The organism is Acidaminococcus sp. AM05-11, assembly GCF_003472805.1.
Classification (GTDB): Bacteria; Bacillota; Negativicutes; order Acidaminococcales; family Acidaminococcaceae; genus Acidaminococcus; species Acidaminococcus hominis.
Genome location: NZ_QRMX01000004.1, coordinates 40,911 through 59,652, shown reverse-complemented (window position 1 = coordinate 59,652; position 18,742 = coordinate 40,911). Strand labels below are relative to the sequence as shown.

16 protein-coding genes are annotated in these 18,742 nt (G+C 52.9%); 12 read left to right on the top strand and 4 right to left on the bottom strand.

Annotated features, from left to right (window positions below):
• Position 1: 1 nt before the first annotated feature.
• Positions 2 to 1,048, bottom strand: coding sequence for a GntG family PLP-dependent aldolase (locus DW089_RS03475; protein WP_118286776.1), 1,047 nt, complete (start codon positions 1,046 to 1,048; stop codon positions 2 to 4).
• Positions 1,049 to 1,418: 370 nt separating this feature from the next.
• Here DW089_RS03475 and DW089_RS03470 point away from each other — a divergent pair, with 370 nt between their 5' ends.
• The 8 genes from DW089_RS03470 to DW089_RS03435 all read left to right on the top strand — a co-directional run bounded on the left by DW089_RS03470 (position 1,419) and on the right by DW089_RS03435 (position 10,400).
• On the top strand, positions 1,419 to 2,657 hold the full coding sequence (locus DW089_RS03470) for an SLC13 family permease (RefSeq protein WP_105326466.1): 1,239 nt from the start codon (positions 1,419 to 1,421) through the stop codon (positions 2,655 to 2,657).
• Positions 2,658 to 2,685: 28 nt separating this feature from the next.
• On the top strand, positions 2,686 to 3,339 hold the full coding sequence (locus DW089_RS03465) for an RraA family protein (RefSeq protein WP_105326465.1): 654 nt from the start codon (positions 2,686 to 2,688) through the stop codon (positions 3,337 to 3,339).
• A gap of 5 nt (positions 3,340 to 3,344) precedes the next feature.
• On the top strand, positions 3,345 to 4,541 hold the full coding sequence (locus DW089_RS03460; RefSeq protein WP_105326464.1) for a M20 family metallopeptidase: 1,197 nt from the start codon (positions 3,345 to 3,347) through the stop codon (positions 4,539 to 4,541).
• Positions 4,542 to 4,625: 84 nt separating this feature from the next.
• Positions 4,626 to 5,333, top strand: coding sequence for a GntR family transcriptional regulator (locus DW089_RS03455; protein WP_118286775.1), 708 nt, complete (start codon positions 4,626 to 4,628; stop codon positions 5,331 to 5,333).
• A 35-nt stretch (positions 5,334 to 5,368) separates the two neighbouring features.
• Positions 5,369 to 6,547, top strand: coding sequence for a M20 family metallopeptidase (locus DW089_RS03450; RefSeq protein ID WP_105326462.1), 1,179 nt, complete (start codon positions 5,369 to 5,371; stop codon positions 6,545 to 6,547).
• A 27-nt stretch (positions 6,548 to 6,574) separates the two neighbouring features.
• Positions 6,575 to 7,978 (top strand): YfcC family protein, encoded by a 1,404-nt coding sequence (locus DW089_RS03445; RefSeq protein WP_105326461.1) that lies wholly within the window; start codon positions 6,575 to 6,577, stop codon positions 7,976 to 7,978.
• A gap of 250 nt (positions 7,979 to 8,228) precedes the next feature.
• Positions 8,229 to 9,533, top strand: coding sequence for a serine dehydratase subunit alpha family protein (locus tag DW089_RS03440; RefSeq protein WP_105326460.1), 1,305 nt, complete (start codon positions 8,229 to 8,231; stop codon positions 9,531 to 9,533).
• Between the two features lie 555 nt (positions 9,534 to 10,088).
• On the top strand, positions 10,089 to 10,400 hold the full coding sequence (locus tag DW089_RS03435; RefSeq protein ID WP_105326459.1) for a hypothetical protein: 312 nt from the start codon (positions 10,089 to 10,091) through the stop codon (positions 10,398 to 10,400).
• Between the two features lie 61 nt (positions 10,401 to 10,461).
• On the opposite strand, the gene DW089_RS03430 is transcribed toward DW089_RS03435, so the two are convergent.
• Positions 10,462 to 12,474, bottom strand: a complete 2,013-nt coding sequence (locus DW089_RS03430) for a BCCT family transporter (protein WP_105326458.1) — start codon at positions 12,472 to 12,474, stop codon at positions 10,462 to 10,464.
• Between the two features lie 496 nt (positions 12,475 to 12,970).
• On the opposite strand from DW089_RS03430, the gene DW089_RS03420 reads away from it, so the two are divergent.
• The 3 genes from DW089_RS03420 to DW089_RS03410 all read left to right on the top strand — a co-directional run bounded on the left by DW089_RS03420 (position 12,971) and on the right by DW089_RS03410 (position 16,247).
• Positions 12,971 to 13,765: an SDR family oxidoreductase gene (locus DW089_RS03420; protein WP_105326456.1), complete on the top strand. Its 795-nt coding sequence runs from the start codon at positions 12,971 to 12,973 to the stop codon at positions 13,763 to 13,765.
• A 182-nt stretch (positions 13,766 to 13,947) separates the two neighbouring features.
• Positions 13,948 to 15,195: an SLC13 family permease gene (locus DW089_RS03415; RefSeq protein WP_231086343.1), complete on the top strand. Its 1,248-nt coding sequence runs from the start codon at positions 13,948 to 13,950 to the stop codon at positions 15,193 to 15,195.
• 11 nt (positions 15,196 to 15,206) lie between these two features.
• Positions 15,207 to 16,247 carry a lactonase family protein gene (locus DW089_RS03410; RefSeq protein WP_105326454.1) on the top strand — a complete coding sequence of 347 codons (1,041 nt, stop codon included), beginning with the start codon at positions 15,207 to 15,209 and terminating at the stop codon, positions 16,245 to 16,247.
• A gap of 92 nt (positions 16,248 to 16,339) precedes the next feature.
• Here DW089_RS03410 and DW089_RS03405 read toward each other — a convergent pair whose 3' ends face one another.
• Both DW089_RS03405 and DW089_RS03400 read right to left on the bottom strand, forming a co-directional pair.
• Positions 16,340 to 16,597, bottom strand: a complete 258-nt coding sequence (locus tag DW089_RS03405; protein ID WP_158572315.1) for a LysR family transcriptional regulator — start codon at positions 16,595 to 16,597, stop codon at positions 16,340 to 16,342.
• 317 nt (positions 16,598 to 16,914) lie between these two features.
• On the bottom strand, positions 16,915 to 17,856 hold the full coding sequence (locus DW089_RS03400) for a threonine/serine dehydratase (protein ID WP_105326452.1): 942 nt from the start codon (positions 17,854 to 17,856) through the stop codon (positions 16,915 to 16,917).
• Positions 17,857 to 18,063: 207 nt separating this feature from the next.
• Between DW089_RS03400 and DW089_RS03395 the strand changes: the two genes are divergently transcribed.
• Positions 18,064 to 18,480, top strand: coding sequence for a RidA family protein (locus tag DW089_RS03395; protein ID WP_105326451.1), 417 nt, complete (start codon positions 18,064 to 18,066; stop codon positions 18,478 to 18,480).
• The last annotated feature ends 262 nt before the right edge of the window (positions 18,481 to 18,742 follow it).

The following is an 18,742-nucleotide window of genomic DNA, read 5'->3' as shown; positions in this document are numbered from 1 at the left end:
TTTAGCGGTACTTTTTATCCATGGTATGGAGGATTTGGGCGGCTGCCCGGACATCCTCGGTGGTAATGCCTTTGTAGAAAATCATCCGGACGAATTTATCCAAAATGGGGTTAATCAGCAGCCCCTGTTCCTTGGCTTTGCGGCAGAACTCGTGGTTGGACAGGCCGGTGGGGGTGACATCCAGCAGCAGGATATTGGTCTGGACGGCTTTGGGGTTCGGGGGTACGATGACGTTCAAATCCTGGAGCAGGGAAGCGCACAGGGCACAGTGGTCATGGTCCTCCTGGAGCCGGCCTCGGTTGTGCTCCAGGGCATAGATGCCGGGGGCTGCAATGATGCCGGCCTGGCGCATACCGCCGCCAATCATTTTCCGGGTATCCCGGGCCTCCCGGATGAAGGCATTGGTGCCGCAGAGCAGGGAGCCAATGGGGGCCGCCAGGCTCTTGGACAGGCTGAAATCTACGGAATCCGTGTACTGGCACAGCCGGGCCACGGTGGTTTTAAGGTGCAGGGCGGCATTAAAAATCCGCACGCCATCGGTGTGGACGGGCACGTGGTACTGTTGGGCCAATGTGTAGATCTGTTTCAGGCTTTCTTCCGTAATGCAGGTGCCGCCAGAGAAATTATGCGTATTTTCCAGGCAGAGCAGGGAAATACCGCCTTTTTTCAATTGGTCTTCAATGACATTCAGGTCCGGCTGGAAATCTTCATCCAGAGGGTACGTAGCCCGCTGGAGCTGGCCAAAGCGGGGAGAAAAAGCGGTTTTCTCGCTTTTGTCCAGGTGCTGGAGATTGTTGACCAGTACACGGTCTCCTGGCCGGCACCAGGTAAGCAGGGCCGTCAGATTGGTCATACTGCCGGAACAGCAGAGCAGCCCCGCTTCCTTGCCGGTAAGGGAAGCTGCCAGGTCTTCCAGTTTGTTTACCGTGGGGTCCTCGCCCCGGCCATTTTCGTCAATGCGTCCGTCATCGCCTACCGGGGCGGTGAGGATGGTTTCCAGCATGGGCAGGTCAGGCTGGGTTAAGGTGTCGCTGCGCAAATCAATCATAGGGGGCCTCCGTAACAGGGAATAAAAAAATAGACAATTTTATTATAGTGTAGAATAGGAGAAGTGCAAAGAATAAAATAAAGGGAGGAAAGAAATAAATATTTGTCCATATAAACGAACTTATATGTGTCGAAAATGAGAAAAGTAAAATTTAAAAAGACAAAAGTACGCGTGTAAAAGCACTGTAACAAAAGAATACACAAAATAACAGGTACATGAGTGTATAAAATAAAACGAAAAATAACAAGGAAAATACGAACATTTCCCTATAGAAGGAAAAAGTTGAAACAGGTTTATAGCATATAATATTATAATATTATAATGTTTCAGCAACGCTGAAAATAGGGAGGAGATTGCAGTGACTTGGCAAATGTGGTTGGTAATTGGATTGTTTTTCTGGGTGTTTATTGCCCTGAATTGGAAGATTGCTGATCCGATTATCGTGGGGATTTCGATTCCTACAATACTTGCGCTGACCGGGATTTTGAATCCGGCAACGGCTTTTTCGGATTTTTCCAATTCAACCTGTATGTTCTTTATGAGTATGTTTGTCATTGGACGGGCCATTATGAAAACCGGCCTGGCAGACACCATCGGCAGTACCATCATTAACCTGATTGGCAGGACGGAAAGACGGCTGACCCTGAGTGTGGCGGTAGTTTCTGCCAGCATGAGCGCCTTTTTGAACGATACAGGGACCACCGGGTGCCTGATGCCCATTGTAGGGGCTATGGCCCAAAAGGCCCATGTGAAGCTGTCCCGGATTTACATGACCTTGGCTTTCTTTGCTTCCATGGGCGGTACTATCACTCTTGTGGGTACCACACCCCATATCATTGCCAGCGGCCTCTTGGAAAAAGCCGGGTATCAAGGCTATGGCTTCTTTGAATTTACCAAAGTAGGTCTCCCCATTACCATTATCGGCGGGCTGTATATGTACTTTATTGGCAGCAAAATGCTCCCTGAAGTAGAAACCAGTTATGACGATGTACCGCCGGTAGCCAAGAAGGATAAACGGGGCATGGTGATTACGTCTCTGGTCTTCATTATTTTGGTGGTAGCTATGGCTACCAAGATTATGCCTTTCCATTTGGCTGCTGTATTGGGCAGTATCATTGTGGTAGTTACCAAATGCATTACCGTAGATGATGCCATTTCTTCTTTTAGTATGCCTACCCTGTTCCTGGTAGCCGGTGTGTTCCCCTTGAGCGGCGCTATGGCAAAGACGGGTGTAACCCAAATGCTGATTGGTTTCCTGGGTCAATATACCTCTTCCGTAAGCCCCTATGTGGGAATCCTTTTGATTTCCGGCCTGACGGCTTTCCTGACCCAGTTTATGATGGGCACGTCCTTGTCCGCTATTATGCTGCCCTTGGGCATTGTGTACGCCCAATCCCTGAACTTGGATCCTCGGGGTGTGGTTATGGCCATTGCCGTGGCATCTTCCTTGGCGTTCTGCACACCCTTTGGCACTGGGCCCAACCTGCTGGTGTGGAAACCCGGCGGCTATGAAATCAAGGATTATTTCAAGGTGGGCCTGCCGCTGGTAACCCTGGCTTGGCTGGTAGCTTCCACCATTATCTGGTATTTTTACGAATTTATGAAATAAAGAAGAAAATTTGAGGAGGTCTTGAAAAATGTTTTTGCTGAATGAACGTGTACAAGGTGTGACTCCGGAACTATTGGATTTGTATGAAAAGGTTTGTCCTTCTACCATTGGTCATATGACTGACTTTGGTTTCATTACCGGGCTAAAGCCCTTCCAGAGCAACTTCCATTTTGTGGGCAATGCGGTAACGGTGCAGCTGCCCCATATGGATTCCATTGCCATCCATAAGGCCGTGGATGTGGTAAAACCGGGAGATGTGCTGTGCGTCAATACTTGCAGTGAATACGACCGGGCTCCTTTGGGCGAACTGGTGGGCTATGCCTATAAGACCAAAGGCGTGGCTGGGGTTATTATTGATGGCTGCATTACAGACGTGAAAGCCTTGAAGGAAATGGGACTCTTGATTTATTCCTATGGCGTCAGCGCCCTGACTACCCGCAGCCTGGGTATTGAAGGCATGATCAATGTACCCATTGCTATCCAGAATGTAGTGGTAAAACCTGGTGACCTGGTGGTGGCTGATGATGATGGCATTTTCGTAGTGGATCCCAAGTTTGCCAAGGAATACGGCGAACGGGCCATTGCCAAACAAAATGGCGAACCGGCTACCAAAAAGCGCATTGACGCTGGAGAAAGCCTGCCCCATATCAACGGAAACTACAAATATTTTGAGAAAGCGTGAGCGGGATGGAAGCGTTATTAGAAGTAGAGGCGAAAGCCTTTATAGAACAAGATCAGGAGTATATCCGGTCTTTCCGCCGGAATATGCATCAGCATCCGGAGCTGAGTTATAAGGAATTTGCAACAACCCAGCGGATTGCTGCAGAATTGGAAAAACTGCCAGGTGTGGAAGTAACTACCTGGGAAGGAAAAACCGGAGTAATGGGTGTTCTGAAAGGTGGTAAACCCGGTAAGGTGTTGGCTCTGCGGGCGGACATCGATGCTCTGCCCATGACCGAAAAATCCGGACTGCCTTTCCACTCCTTGGAGTCCGGGGTGGCCCATAGCTGTGGCCATGACCTGCATACTTCTGTACTGTTGGGTACGGCCCGGGCAATGAGCCAGGTCCGGGAAAATCTGCCAGGTACAGTGAAGTTTATTTTCCAATGTGCGGAAGAAGCTTTGGGTGGTTCCGAAAGCATGATTGAACGGGGTGTCCTGGACGACCCTAAGCCAGACGCTATTTTTGGGCTTCATACTTGGCCTTTCCTGCCGGCAGGTACCATTGGCTTTAAAGCTGGTTCCTTTATGGCTTCGGCGGATTCTTTAGATGTGGTTATCGAAGGAAAATCCGGTCATGCGGCCCATCCAGACAACTGTGTGGATCCTATTGTGGCTGCAGCTGCGGTTATCCAAGGGGTGCAGAGCATTGTCTCCCGGGAATTGCCGCCTACCAAGGGCGCGGTGGTTTCCTTCTGCGTAATCCAGGGCGGTACGGCTCGGAACGTGATTGCGCCTTCCGTTACTTTGCAGGGAACGGTGCGTACCACGGATACGGAGGTGCGCAACAGCATGGAAGTACGGCTGCGCCGAATTATTACTTCCATTGCTGCAGGGTATCGCTGCGAAGCCAAGATTACCTACACCAAGGGGCCGGCTCCGGTTATGAATGATGCGGCACTGACGGATTTGGCTCGGAACGCGGTAAAGGCTGCCTTAGGCGAAGAACAGGTCAGCGAGCTGGCAGAACCCTCCCTGGGAAGTGAGGATTTCTCTGCCTACCAGGAACGGATTCCTGGGGTGCTGTACCGTTTGGGCACGGCCAATGACAATCCCCAGTCCAAACTGGGGATGCACAATCCGGCCATTATTTTTGACGAAAAAGCTCTGCCTACGGGTATTACGGCAATGACTTCTGTTGCCCTTGCCTATCTGGAAAAATGATATAATGAGGTGCGCAGGAAAATGTAAGGTTTTCCGGCGCACCCTTTTTCCAAAGGGGATAACCCAAGAAGGCGAGTGGAACATATGGCAGAACCATTGCATGAAAAAATCTATCAATATCTGTATCAAAAAATACAAAAGCATGAATACGAGGAAGGAGAAAAGCTGCCCACGGAAAGTGAGCTGAGCGATTTCTTTCAAAGCAGCAAGGCGCCGGTACGCCAGGCGTTGGAAAAATTGGGACTGGAAGGTTTTATCGTCCGCCGGCCGGGCAAAGGCACTTATGTAGCCGTTCATCAGGCCTGGCCCCATTTAAATCTGGGGGGCTTTGGACAGGAGTTTTCCGAGAAGTCGGCGCTGATCTATTGCAGAACCTTAAAGGTAGAGGAAGAACCCCTGCCTGCCTTTTTACAAGGAGAACCGGGTTTGGAAAACTGCTTGACCATTACAGGGGTAACCCGGGTTCGGTATTATAAAAGCAAGCCCCTGTACTATTTGCACCATTATGTGGCCGGGTTGGAACGGGAGCTGATTCAGCAGGAAGAAAATTTTGCTTCCATGCTGGCCTTGTATGATAAGTACCATCGGGCCATTGGGCAGACGGCGGAAGTCTTGGAAGCCGTAGGGGCCCAGGGAGAAGCGGCAAAGCAGCTGCAGGTGCCGGAGGGAACTCCGGTGATGCAGGTAAGCCGGAAAACGTATGGGCAAGATGGCAGATTGGTTGAATACGTACGATTTTATGTACTGACAGCGGACTGGAAGTACCGGACCAGCTACAAGAACCGGGAATAAGGTCCGTCAAGCAATAATGGATGGGAGGCTGGAATATGGATACTAACACATTGGTAGAGAAGTATGAGCAAGAGATGATTGGGGTGCGGCGCACGATTCATCAGCATCCGGAACTAAGCAACAAGGAGTTTGAGACCACCAAACGGATTGAGAAGTTCCTCAGAGACTGTGGCATTGAGGTGCTGGAGGTGGGCATGAAGACGGGCTGCATCGGGCTCTTAAAGGGCGGCAAACCCGGCAAGGTAGTGGGCCTGCGGGAAGATATTGATGCCCTGCCCATTGTGGAACAGACAGGGCTGCCTTTTGCCTCCTGTGAGGAAGGGGTAATGCATGCCTGCGGTCACGACATCCATCAGACGGTGCTGATGTACACGGCCAAGGCCTTGTCCGAAATCAAGGACGAATTGGCTGGTGATGTGCTGTTTATCTTCCAGCCGGCAGAAGAAGCGCTGTATGGTGCTTTGGAAACCTTGGCAACGAAGTTCTACGAAAAGGTTCATCCGGACGTGCTGCTGGGGCTGCACTGCTCTCCAGAATGGGATGCAGGCACCATTGGGGTCATCAAAGGACCGGCCAATGCGTCTTCAGATTTTCTTACGGTGACGGTAACCGGTAAGGCTGGGCACGGGGCCCACCCGGAAAACTTTGTGGATCCCATTATGATCAGCGGGTATCTGCTGGCGGAACTCCAAACGGTGGTATCCCGGGTGAACCGGCCGGTATTTCCGGCAGTGCTGACCTTTGGCTCCATTCATGGGGGCAAGGCTGGCAATGTGGTGCCGGAAAAGGTGGAAATGGTGGGAACTCTGCGTTCCCTGGAACCCAATAGCCGGAAACTGATGCATGAAGAAATCAACCGGATTGTGGAACATGGGGCTGCGGCCTTTCGGGGCAAAGGAACGGTAAAATGGGACGATGGTATGCCGCCGCTGATTAACGATGATAAGGTCATTGATGCTGTGGTGAAGGCTGCCGGGGAGACCATTGGAGCGGAGAACGTAAAACCCATTCCCTATCCTTCCACCGGGTCCGACGACTTTTCCTGGATGTTCCCCAAGCTGTGTCCGGGAGCCCAATTCCGTTTAGGCACGGGCAACAATGAGGACAGCAATACCCGTTGGGGACTGCATAATCCGAAAAACGTATTCGATGAAAAGGCTTTGGCCACAGGGGTGAAAGTCCTGGTGCAGTTTACCCGGGACTATCTGGGCTAAGTCACTGAAAACAGGGGGAGGAAGCCAATGAAAGCGAAGGAATTTCCACAAACAGTTGCACTTTTGTTTTTCTTGATTTGTTTTGCGGCCGTATTGACCTGGATCCTGCCGGCAGGGGAGTTTGATACCCAGAAGGTGGGGAATGTAACCCGGGTAGTAGCAGGTACGTATCATGCTGTTAAGCAGACGCCTCAGGGACCCTTTGCGGTACTGAATGCGGTAGTTATCGGTTTCCAAAGAGCGGCTGTGCTGTTTGCCATGGTGCTGTTTACGGGCTCCGCGGTGCACATGATGCAAAAAAGCGGGGCTGTAGAAGTAGCTTTTAAATCTTTGACCACGGGCGGCAAAACAGCCAACCTGGGTGCCATTATTTTCGTAATCATGGCCTTCATGTCCGTAGGCGGCGCCACCGGCGTATTTGCCAATCCTACGGTAGCGTTGATCCCTATCGGCATGGTGGTAGCCAAGACCATGGGATTGGATGCAGCGGCCGGCTTTATGATGATTTACCTGGGTGCCTATTCCGGCTTCAACGTAGGCTGGGCCAATCCGTCCACCCTAGGGGTTGCGCATCCTATTGCGGAATTGCCGGTGTTCTCCGGGATGTCCGTGAGGTTTGTGTTCCATGCGGTGAACTTCGTCTTGAACTATCTGTTTGTTATGCGGTATATCAAGGGGATTCAAAAGAACTACACCACCAGTCTTTGCTACTATGACGGCATGGCAGAAGCTGACGTTATGGGGGATAAGCTGGGCGAAACCGTGGAAAGCTCCGGTAAAATGACTGGAGTACAGAAATTCTGCATGGGTACTATGATTCTGGCCATTGTGGCTATCATGACCGGTGCAGTAGTCGCCAAGTGGGGGAACCAGCAGATTGCGGCCATTATGTTCCTGGCGGTAATCCTTCAGGGGGCTGCCCAAAAGCTGGGGGTCAACGGTACCACCAAGGAATTTATCGAAGGGTGCAAACCCATGTTGAATGCGGCTTTCATCATCGGCTTTGCCAATGGCATCTCCGTTATCCTGAAAGACGGGCACATCCTGAATACCATTGTGTACTATTTGTCCATTCCCATTGGGATGTTCGGCCCGGTGGTGGGCGCCATTCTGATGTTCTGGGCCAACCTGTTCATCAACCTGTTCATTCCTTCCGGTTCCGGCCAGGCTGCTGCGGTAATGCCGCTGATGGTGCCGCTGGCCGACCTGACGGGAATTACCCGGCAGGTAGCTGTGCAGGCCTTCCAGTTTGGTGATGGCTTGTCCAACTGTATCGTTCCTACGGCAGGGACCATCATGGGCTCCCTGGGGATTGCAGGCATTGCCTACAATCGGTATGCCAAATGGTTTGCTCCTTTCCTGCTGCTGCAGAGCATCCTGGCCTCCATTGCGCTGGGAGTCTTACAGGTTGCTGGTTGGACGGGACTATAAGCATATAGAAAATCCGGAGTGCAAACTCCGGATTTTTTTGTGCACAAAAAGCGAAAAAACCTGCTTTTCCTATGATTCCTTTTTGGTATAATAAGAGTTAGAGAGAAAATATGCAGCATAGCTTAAATACAATCGAATAACAGGTATTTCTGGTCGATGGCGGGACTGGCAGCAGGGCAGCAAGGGAGTTCACCGCGCTGGTAACCGGGAAGGCTTGGTATTCAATCGCAAAGAGAGTGGGAGCGTTCACATGGAAAAGAAAGTCTATGATACGTATGTACAGATTCTAAGAAATGAATTGAAGGTTGCCCTGGGCTGCACGGAACCCATTGCCATTGCCTACGCAGGGGCCAAGGTCCGGGAAGTGCTGGGTCAGATGCCCGAGCATTTGGAAGTGGGCTGCAGCGGCAACATCGTCAAGAACGTGAAGGCGGTAACGGTGCCCAATTCCGGCGGCCAGCGGGGGATTCAGGCTGCAGCTGCCATGGGTGTTATCGGAGGAGATGCTTCCCAGGAACTGGCGGTGTTGGAAGCGGTAAAACCGGCGGATATTGAAAAATGCAAAGCGCTTTTAAAAACAGATTTTGTAGACTGTAACCTGGTAGAAAATGTGGCTAATCTTTATATTGATATCAAAGCTACCGCAGGGGAACATTCTGCAGAAGTGGAAATCCAGGATTACCATTCCAACATTACGAAAATCGTCAAGGACGACCAGGTGCTGCTGAACCGGGACAATGCCGCCGGCAAGGAAGCTGCACCGGTGGGACCGGACAAGAGCCTGCTGAACGTAAAGGATATCTTGGAATTTGCTGATACGGTGGATCTGAAAGAGGTTCAGGACGTACTGGAACGGCAGATTGAATACAATACGGCCATCTCTGAAGAAGGACTGAAGCATCCCTACGGGGCTGAAATCGGACGGACTTTGATGGAAGACTTTGATACCAGCAAGGTGGAAGTCCAGGCCAAAGCGCTGGCTGCGGCGGGCTCCGATGCCCGGATGAGCGGCTGCCCCATGCCGGTGGTAATCAACTCCGGCAGCGGCAACCAGGGGATTACGGTGACCATGCCGGTGGTGGTGTATGCCAAATACTACCATATTCCCCAAGAGAAACTGTACCGGGCGCTGATTGTCAGCAACCTGATTTCTATTCACCAGAAACGGTATATCGGCAGCCTGTCCGCCTACTGCGGGGCTACCAGTGCGGCCTGCGGCAGCGGGGCCGGCATTGCGTACATGATGGGCATGAACTACGAGGAAATCAGTGAAGTCATCACCAACAGCATTGCCACCATCGGTGGCATGGCCTGCGATGGTGCCAAGTCTTCCTGTGCGGCTAAGATTGCGGCCGCAGTGGAATGTGCTACGGTGGCCATCCATATGGCCCGGAAGAAACGGGCTTTCAAGAGCGGCGAAGGCTTGGTGAAAGATAATGTAGAGGAGACCATTGCGGCCATCGGTGATATGGGCCGGGTGGGGATGAAATCCACGGACGTGGAGATTCTGAACATTATGCTGGATAAAATCAAGCCACTAGAGAACAAGAGATAAAGGACTAGCAGAGGAAAACTTTCTCCGTCAGCCCCCTTTCCACCACCCTTTGGGCGGTTCCCCTTCCCCGAGTGGTTCGCATTGTACCAATCAGCCGCGCTCTTCGAGCTTGCTTCTTGGAATGCTATCACAGAGGTCGCATTAGCCGGTCCTCCATTGCTGCCTTGATGTGGACGACCGGATGCGACTCCCAAACGTGGAAGGTAGTGGCTGCCACCTCCTCCAACGCTTTGCGCTCATATCCAATTATCAAGGCTGTAAGCCGCAGAGAATTGGTTAATATGAGCCATGTGATAGCGGCCTGCAAAGCGAACCCGTAGGGTGAAGCTGCGCAGCGAGCCGCGAACCACTGGAGGAGCCTGTAGTAGAAAAAATCATTGTGGCCATTGGTGATATGGGCCGGGTGGGAATGAAATCCACGGATGTGGAGATTCTGAACATTATGCTGGATAAGATTAAGCCGCTGGAGAACAAAAACTAAAGATTCATGGGGGAACTGTCGGGTTTGTGCCTGCGTGCTATAATACCTGTAGAAACCCAAAGGAGGAATATCCTATGATTACAATGTATGGAAGCCGCATTTGCATCGATTGCCGGAATTTCCTGGCGCTCATGGCCAGCCGGAAGCTGGAAAAGGAGTTCCAACTGGTAGATATTACGGAAAATACCACCAATATGAAGCGGTTTTTGACCCTGCGGGATCATCAGCCGGTCTTTGCAGGGGTACGGACCCGGGAGCCGGAAAGCGGCATCGGGATTCCGGCCTTCCAGAAGGAAGATGGAACGCTGACGTTAAGCGAGGACGAAGCGCTGTCCTGGATTGGCCAGCCGCCTATGACGGAAGCGGAACACGTGGAGAAAAGATAAAAAACGGCAGCAAAAAGCCCTGGAGCATCAGCAGATGCTTCAGGGCTTTGTCTATTTTAGGTTAGTCTTCCGGATCAAACAGGAACAGGCGGTGGCGTTTGTCGGTGGCCAGTTTGGTAAACCGGTCATATTGCCGCAGTACGTCTACAATCAGTTCTTCTTTTTTCATATAGCGGACGGGGTAGCCAATGCGGCCATCGGCAAAGTAGCTGACGGGCACGTACATGACTTCCCGGTTGATTTGGGGCATGGCCGGGTTTTCGGTAGCAAATTCCGATACGTCGGTTTCCTGGCACATGACACCGTAGGTAAAGTTCCGCATGGTGCTTTGGACAATGGTAAATTCGGCCCTGGGCATATTGTAGGGGCCGTTCATCTTTACCGTGGCTTTGACTCCATAGTTTTCCATTTCTTGGGCCAGTTCCTTAAAGGCAGGAACAGCGGTGTTCCGGATAAAGTCCCGGGCGTGATTCAGGTCCGGGGAAATGGCCATGGAATGCAGCCGGTCCTGCCAGGCGGAGCCGGTCCAATAGGAGGTGCAGGCGGACAGGCCGCGGCCAAAGTAGTCTTCGTCTACCAGGAGGCCTTTGAACAGGCAGAAGCACAGCAGCAGGAGAATCAGCAGGAAGGGCAGGGCCATAACCATATTCATGGCCTGGAGGGCGTCCAGACCGCCGGTGTACAGCAGCAGGATGGCCAGGGCTGCCAGTACGGCGCCCCAGAGAATGCTCTGCCAACGGGGGAATTGGGTACCGCCGGAGGAGGCAATGCCGTTTACCACGAAAATCCCTGAGTCGGCGGAGGTTACAAAGAACAGGGTAATGACCACAATGGACAGAAAGGAGGTAATCTGGCTGAAGGGCAGCTGGTGCAGGAAGGCAAACAGCATACTTTCGGTCTGCCCGGTAAGGCCGGACAGGATGCCCTTGTGGGTCAGGTCCACCCAAATGGCGGTGTTGCCGAAAACCGTCATCCACAGCAGGTTAAATACCGTGGGCACCAGGAGTACGCCCAGGATAAATTCCCGGATGGTGCGGCCCTTGGAAATCTTGGCGATGAACATGCCCACAAAGGGGGACCAGGTAATCCACCAAGCCCAGTACATAACGGTCCAGGAAGTGAACCAACCCTCGTTTTGGGGGTCGTAGGCAAAGGTCCGGAAGCTCAGGGGAACCAGGTTGGCAATGTAGGCGCCCAGGTTTTCCGTAAATGCATTCAAGGTGAAAACCGTGGGACCGGCCAGCAGAACAAACAGCATCAGGCCAAAGGCCAGCAGCAAATTGATTTCACTCAGATACCGGACGCCTTTGCTGACGCCAGAAATTGCAGACAGAATGGAGCAACTGGTGCAGACCAGAATGATGAGTACCAGGGTGGAGGGCTGGACGGAATCGATCAGGTGGATTTCCTTAAAGCCCGCCGCCAGCTGCAGGGCACCGTAGCCCAGGGTGGTAGTGATACCGAAAATGGTACAGGACAGGGCCACCACGTCGATGAAGCGGCCGATGGGGCCGTTGACCTTATCTTTCAGGATGGGGAAGAAGGCCCGGCGTACGGTCAGGGGCACGTGGTAACGGAACCCGAAGTAGGCCAGGGCCAAGCCCAGGACGCCATAAATGGCCCAGGCGTGGATGCCCCAATGGAAGAAGGTATTCAGCATGGCGGTTTTGGCCTGGTCATTGACAGACAGACCGGCGTGAAGGGGCTGGGCAAAATGGGAAATGGGTTCCGCTACCCCAAAGAACATCAGCCCAATGCCCATGCCGGCCGCAAACAGCATGGCCAGCCAGGAGAAGAAGGAGTGCTCCGGTTCGTCATCATCGTTGCCCAGACGAATATTCCCCAGGTTGCTGACGCAGAGAATCAGCAGAAAAATCACGAAGAAAGAGGCTCCCAGGATGAACAGCCAGCCGGTAGAGCTGGTAATCCAATGCCGGGCCTGGGTCAGATAGGTTTCGGTGATTTCTGGAAAGGCTGCACAGCCAAATACTACGGTGAAAATAATGATGATGCTGGGAAGGGTAATTCCCGGATCAAACGAAGTATACTTTTTCAATTTTTCCCATGTGCTCAATAGGATTCCCCCTTTTGGAAATGCGTTTGTTTAGAATGACAAAAAACATGCGTTTTCGCTTTCAAAAATATGCGTGTTTTGATACAAATTATCATACATAATAACTAATTATACCACAAAATGTATTAAAATTGCTAATTTAGCAAAACGTTAAATGCATAAGAAAGTTATAAAAACCGAAAACCCGCATGGAGACTGGACTTGTAGGTCAGAAAAAAATACGGTTTTTGCATGCAATTGGACGCAAAAATGGCGAAAAAACCGTCAGTTTTTGCAGGCACAAGGAGTGACCTACAGGGGAGTATGGTTTTTGGCCAGCGAGAAAAAATTGAGGATAGGTATAAGCCCCAGTTTATCTTGGTGTACGAATTCCTGCCTTTTACAAAGGGGGGCCTTCGCCGTATAATCAAGGTAAGGGCAGGACGGCGGCAGTGGGCCGCCAGGGTCCAGTCCGCGTAACCCATCGTTTGCAGGTGTTTTTCTAAGGAGGGATACTATGGATTTAGGTTTAAAAGATAAAGTGGTTTTGGTGATGCATTCGGCTTCTGGCTTGGGCAAGGGAATTGCCACGGAAATGGCCAGGGAAGGGGCCAAAGTGGTGCTGGCTACTTCCGGGCCCTACGAACAGCGGATGCGGGACGTGCAGGAAGAAATTGCCCAAAAGACCGGCAACCGGCCGGAAGGGTTTGTGTGCGACCTGCTGCACCCGGAAGAAATTACCCGTTTGGTGGATCAGGTGGTCAGCCAGGTGGGGGATATCTGGGCGCTGGTGAATGTATGCCCTGGGCCCAAGCCCGGCACCTTTGACAAGTTTGGCGATGAGGACTGGGAGGAGGCCTTCCACCTGTGCCTGCTGTCCTATGTGCGCACCATTCGGGCGGTACTGCCTTCCATGAAGCGCCTGGGCGGCGGCCGGATTCTCAACAGCACGTCCTCCTCGGTAAAGGACTGCCTGGATAATCTGCTGCTGTCCAATACCATGCGCATGGGTGTGGTGGGGATGAGCAAGACCCTGGCCCGGGAAGTGGGGCCTGACAACATCCTGGTGAACGTCATTGGACCGGGGCGGGTAGCTACCAAGCGTATTGACCAGCTGAATAGAATTCGTGCTGAAAAGCAGGGACTGTCCCTGGAAAAGGTGGAAGAAGACGATATGGTGAACTTCCCCCTGGGCCGCTACGGCACCACGGAAGAATACGGCCGGTTGGCTGCCTTTCTGTGCAGCGAGGCCAACAGCTACGTATCCGGACAGACCATTCTGCTGGATGGCGCCATGACCAAGGCGTATTAAGAGCTTTTGTAAAAACTGGATTCTCCTCTGAACGGCGGGGAATCCATTTTTTTTGTTGCATACTATTCCTAATGGGAATGGGAAAAGGTTATTTTTCTTCATTTTTCAGCATACCCTTCGAATCTTATAATAAATACATAAATAGATTCGGAAAACTCTGAACAAATGAAGGAGGAAGTATCATGTCAATGGCGCTGGTGGCGCTCCTGTTTCTTCTGGGAGCCATTGTGCTGGGCTTTGTGAAAAAGTCCAATGTGGGATTGATCTGTTTGGGACTTACGGTGATTTTGGGCCGGCTGGGGAATATTCCCTTGGGCAAAATGTACGGTGGGTTTCCGGGAAAGTTGTTCCTGACCCTGCTGGGAACTATGTTTTTCTTTAGCCTGCTTCAGGAAAACGGTACCTTGGAAAAGGCTTCCAAGAAACTGACCCGGCTGTGCGGTACCAAGGTGTTCCTGGTGCCCATTGTGATTTATCTGGTAAGCTATATTCTCTCGGCCATTGGACCTGGAGCCATCAGTGTCCAGACGGTGATGGTGCTGTTTGCAGTGCCGCTGGCCTTCCAGCTGGGGGTAAGCCCCATTCTTATGGGAGTCATGGCCATTCTGGGTGCTGTGGGCGGTACGGCGTCTCCCATTGCCCTGACGGGAATCATTGTGGGGGATTTGCTCAGCGAAATGAACGTGGCCATGCCGGGCAATGCCATTTTCCTGGGGGTAACCGCGGCCAACGTGATGTGCGCCCTGGTGGTGTATCTGCTGTTTAAGGGCTGGAAGCTCCGGGGGGAAAGTACCCAAAGCCAGGAAGCCATTGCTTTTGACGGCATTCAGAAATTCAGCCTGCTGCTGATTGCCATTTTGTTTGTGGCTGTGGTAGGCTTCTCCCAGGATGTGGGCTTTGTCTGCTTTACCCTGGCTTTTGTGCTGCTGATGACGGGCAAGGTGGACGAGAAGGCGGCGGTGAAGCGGCTGCCCTGGAATACGTTGATCCTCATCTGCGGCATCAGCGTGCTGATGAACCTGGTGAAGCTGCTGGGGGGTATCGATTTGATGGCCAAGGGTCTGGCCTACTTTATGAACCAATATACGGCGGCAGCCTTTATGGGGATGACCGGGGGTATTATGTCCTGGTTCTCCAGCGCCAACGGAGTGGTGTTCCCCACGCTGATTCCTACGGTGTCCAAGGTGGCAGCCAATGTAGGCGGGGCATCTCTTATCCAGATGGTGGCAGCCATTGTGTGCTCGGCTACTGTGGCGGGCATCAGTCCCATGTCCACCGGCGGTTCCCTGATTATGGCCGGGGTGGCCCAGGAAGAACGGGGAAAAGCGGAAGAAGCTGGTTTGTTTGCTAAATTGTTTGGCCTGTCCGCCCTGTGCGTGGTGATTGTTTTTGCCTTCACCCTGGCTGGCGGTCTGAAATTCTTGTCCTAGGAGGAAACGCTATGACCATTTATGTAGGTTCCCGGACTACCAAAGCCAGAAAGGCGGAGGGAGAAGGGATTACAGTATACGAAGAAAAAGGCGGGAGCTGGCAGAAGTTCCAAACGCTGCCCTGTCTGGAAAATCCGTCCTATTTCTGCGGCAACCGGGCGGGCAGCCGGCTGTACGCCATCCATGGGGATGGGTGCACGGCCACTGCTCTGGCAAGAGCCAAGGACGGCACGCTGACCGAACTGAACACGGTGCCGGTGTACGGCACTAACCCTGTGCATTTGGTGCTGAGCCCCAAGGAAACGTCCCTGTACGTGGCCAGCCTGGAAACCGGCAGTGTGGCCCAGGTGGCGGTGGAAGCGGACGGGAGTCTGGGCGCTGTTCGGCAGCTGACCTTTGTGCCCGGGCAGCCCGGCCATGGGTACGTTTCCCATCCCCACCAAGTATGTCTGGATCCCAGTGGCCGCTGGCTGCTGGTACCGGCCCAGGGCCGGGACCACGGGGTGGGCGGGGTAACGGTGTACGCCATTCATCCGGAAACGGAAGAATTGGAAGCCCGTTTCTTCTGGCAGGCACGGCCTGGTGCAGAACCCCGGCATATGGCCTTCCATCCCAATGGGAAGTTTGTGTACCTGGTGAACGAAAAGGACAGCACGGTGCTGTTCTTCCACTTTGACCCGGAAACGGGGAGTCTGGAACCCCAGCAGCTGCTTACCAGCCTGCCGGAGGATTACTTTGGTCCCGGCTGGGCCAGCGGAATCGTTATGGGGAAAGGGGGCCAGGCACTGTACGTGTCCAACCGGACCCACGACTCGGTGACGGTGTATGCCCTGGAGCCGGAAACTGGCCGGATGACCTATGTCCAGAACGTGCTGACCGGGGGCCGTCAGCCCCGTTTCATCGGGCTGAATCCGGAGGGTACGGAGCTGGTGGCGGCCAACGAGCTGACCCATACCCTTAGCCGGTTTGCTGTCCAAAAAGCTGGAACGCTGGTAAAGAAAACGGAGGAAATTCCTGCGGGTTCGCCGGTGTGCGTGTGGTGGCAGGCCTAAAGCAACAAGAAAAAAGCAGTCTTGTGAACGGAAGCGGCGTTCACAAGGCTGCTTTTGTTTTTAGCGGACAATTGTTCCTGGACGGCGGGCCTTCAGGGCTGGAAGTTTTCCAGGGCCAGATTGGCGGTGAGCCAGCTTTGGGCCAGGGGAAGCAGGCGGCGGCCGCTGTCGGTCAGGCTGGTTTCCCGGGCGCCCTGGCGGCGGGCAATCAGGTCTGCGCCCACCTGGCGTTCCAGCTGCTTTAGCCGGTAGCTGACGGTGGCCTGGGATACGTAGAGCAGGCGGGAGGCTTTGCTGATGTTTTTGACCTCAGCCACAGCCAAAAAGGTTTCAACCAGATCTTTTTCCATGCTAAGCCTTCCTTTCTGCCCTTTGCTGGGCACGGTCCTGAAATGTTGGAAAAAACGCTGCTCCAGTCTGGAGACCGTCAGAGGGTGAAGGTTTTGAACGGTACTGGAGCCAGCGTTTTGTCTTGCTCTTATCATAGCAAAAATCTGAAATTTTGGCGAAATGATATTTTGGTATGTACTTATATGAATTTATTTATAGCTCCAGGAAAACTTGAAAATTTTCCTGGAGCTATAAGCTGTGGGTTATACGAGTATATAAGATTACGACTTTTACGGACGGGAGTGGGCTTGCTATAATCAAAAGAGGGACCCAATTCTTATAATGACTGGATTAAAGAAAGGTCCAAATTGCCGCCGGAAAGAACGAATACGACTTTTTCTTCCGGGGTAACGTGGAGTTTGCCGCATTGAATGGCGGCGAGACCGATGGAGGAAGAAGGTTCTGCCAGTACCTTGCCTTCTGTCAGCAGCAGTTTCATGGCGGGCAGCAGGGCTTCTTCGGGAATGTCCAATACTTCATCTACTTTATCCCGAACAATGGGGAAGGTTTTATCCCCGGGCCGCAGGGTGGCCACGCCGTCGGCGATGGTGTCCACCTGGGGTACGGTTACGGGATGGCCGGCTTTCAGGCTGGCAGTAAAGCGGGGAATCAGGGCCGGTTCGCAGGCGTAGACTTTGGTCTGGGGCCGGATGGCTTTTACGGTGGTGGCAATGCCGCTGGTGAGCCCGCCGCCGCCAATGGGAATGACCACTGCATCGGGATTGGGCATATCCTGGAAGATTTCCAGGGCAATGGTGCCCTGGCCGGCCATGACGCCGTAGTCGTCAAAGGGCGGCACGTAGCAATAGCCCCGCTCCTGCTGCAATTTTTCGGCAATGGCAAAGCGTTGGGGCTTTTCGCAAAGGACCACTTCGGCACCCAAATCCCGGACGGCCTGGATTTTGATGGCCGGCGCATGGGAGGGAATCACCACCGTGGCCTTGATGCCCAGCATTTTGCAGGCGTAGGCAACGCCCCGGCCGTGGTTGCCGCTGGAAGCGGTGACAATGCCCCGGGACCGTTCCTCCGGGGACAGCTCCAGAATCCGGTTTAGGGCGCCCCGAATCTTGAAGGAATGGGTCAGCTGCATACATTCTGCCTTGACGTATACCTGGCAGCCCAGAAGGGCGTCCAGAGCCTCTAGATGAATCAGGGGTGTATGGTAGACGTAGGGAGCCAGGCGGTTTTGGGCCTGGAACACAGTTTCAAGGGATAACATGGTGGTGATACCTCCTTACAGGAATAATTTCTGCTTCCATGGTAAGCCGGAAACCTGAAAAATACAAGCAGGAAAGTGCACCGTTTTGTTGGGCTTGGTCTGGGAAAGGCGCAGGCAAAAGAGAAAGAAAATCGCTATAATAAAACTACAAGGCAGCAAGAAGCAAAGCTTCTCACATAAAAGCAATTCACAAAGGAGAGATGAGTAATGAAAAATCCCGTACCGCAAGGAAAATACGTGCCCGCCGTCCGGGCTGGACAACTGATTATGACCGCCGGCATGACGTCCCGGAAAGATGGGGTGCTGATCTACACCGGAAAGGTGCAGGCGGACAAGCCCCTGGAAGAATACAAGGAAGCCGTCATTCAAGCGGCTGCCAATGCTCTGACGGCTGCCAAAAACCAGCTCCAGGAAGGGGAAAAAATTGGCCGGGTACTCCAGATGATTGTGTATGTCAACGCCGCAGAAGGCTTTGTGGACCACACCAAACTGGCGGACTTTGCTTCTGAATATCTGACGGAACAATTGGGAGACGCTGGGGTTTGTGCCCGCTGCGCCCTGGGTATGGCCAGCCTGCCGAAAAACGCGCCGGTGGAGATTTCTCTGACGGCTGTGGTAGGGTAAGGGAAAGAACTATTAGTTTGTGCTGTTGGGGCGGAACCTTCGGGTTCCGCCTTTTTGTGCGGTCTGCGAACCTGAAGTGTGCTGGCCTGGGGAATCCCCTCAGCGGTTCGCCGTATTCCAGTCGTCATCGCCTTGCAGGCTCGACTCCTGGACGGCTGTCGCAGGGGTCGTATATTCCATTTCTCTACGGCCAAGGCCTTGAGAAATGGATACGACTCCCTTAGTCATCCTGCGGTGACAGTTCTCCCAGTGGTTGGTGCTA

Excerpts from the sequence above, each read along its gene's own strand:
- DW089_RS03455 (WP_118286775.1), top strand. The coding sequence starts at position 4,626 with ATGGCAGAACCATTGCATGAAAAAATCTATCAATATCTGTATCAAAAA.
- DW089_RS03410 (WP_105326454.1), top strand. The coding sequence starts at position 15,207 with ATGACCATTTATGTAGGTTCCCGGACTACCAAAGCCAGAAAGGCGGAG.
- DW089_RS03400 (WP_105326452.1), bottom strand. The coding sequence starts at position 17,856 with ATGTTATCCCTTGAAACTGTGTTCCAGGCCCAAAACCGCCTGGCTCCC.
- DW089_RS03475 (WP_118286776.1), bottom strand. The coding sequence starts at position 1,048 with ATGATTGATTTGCGCAGCGACACCTTAACCCAGCCTGACCTGCCCATG.
- DW089_RS03470 (WP_105326466.1), top strand. The coding sequence starts at position 1,419 with ATGTGGTTGGTAATTGGATTGTTTTTCTGGGTGTTTATTGCCCTGAAT.
- DW089_RS03460 (WP_105326464.1), top strand. The coding sequence starts at position 3,345 with ATGGAAGCGTTATTAGAAGTAGAGGCGAAAGCCTTTATAGAACAAGAT.
- DW089_RS03415 (WP_231086343.1), top strand. The coding sequence starts at position 13,948 with ATGTCAATGGCGCTGGTGGCGCTCCTGTTTCTTCTGGGAGCCATTGTG.
- DW089_RS03405 (WP_158572315.1), bottom strand. The coding sequence starts at position 16,597 with ATGGAAAAAGATCTGGTTGAAACCTTTTTGGCTGTGGCTGAGGTCAAA.
- DW089_RS03450 (WP_105326462.1), top strand. The coding sequence starts at position 5,369 with ATGGATACTAACACATTGGTAGAGAAGTATGAGCAAGAGATGATTGGG.
- DW089_RS03445 (WP_105326461.1), top strand. The coding sequence starts at position 6,575 with ATGAAAGCGAAGGAATTTCCACAAACAGTTGCACTTTTGTTTTTCTTG.
- DW089_RS03395 (WP_105326451.1), top strand. The coding sequence starts at position 18,064 with ATGAAAAATCCCGTACCGCAAGGAAAATACGTGCCCGCCGTCCGGGCT.
- DW089_RS03440 (WP_105326460.1), top strand. The coding sequence starts at position 8,229 with ATGGAAAAGAAAGTCTATGATACGTATGTACAGATTCTAAGAAATGAA.
- DW089_RS03465 (WP_105326465.1), top strand. The coding sequence starts at position 2,686 with ATGTTTTTGCTGAATGAACGTGTACAAGGTGTGACTCCGGAACTATTG.
- DW089_RS03420 (WP_105326456.1), top strand. The coding sequence starts at position 12,971 with ATGGATTTAGGTTTAAAAGATAAAGTGGTTTTGGTGATGCATTCGGCT.
- DW089_RS03435 (WP_105326459.1), top strand. The coding sequence starts at position 10,089 with ATGATTACAATGTATGGAAGCCGCATTTGCATCGATTGCCGGAATTTC.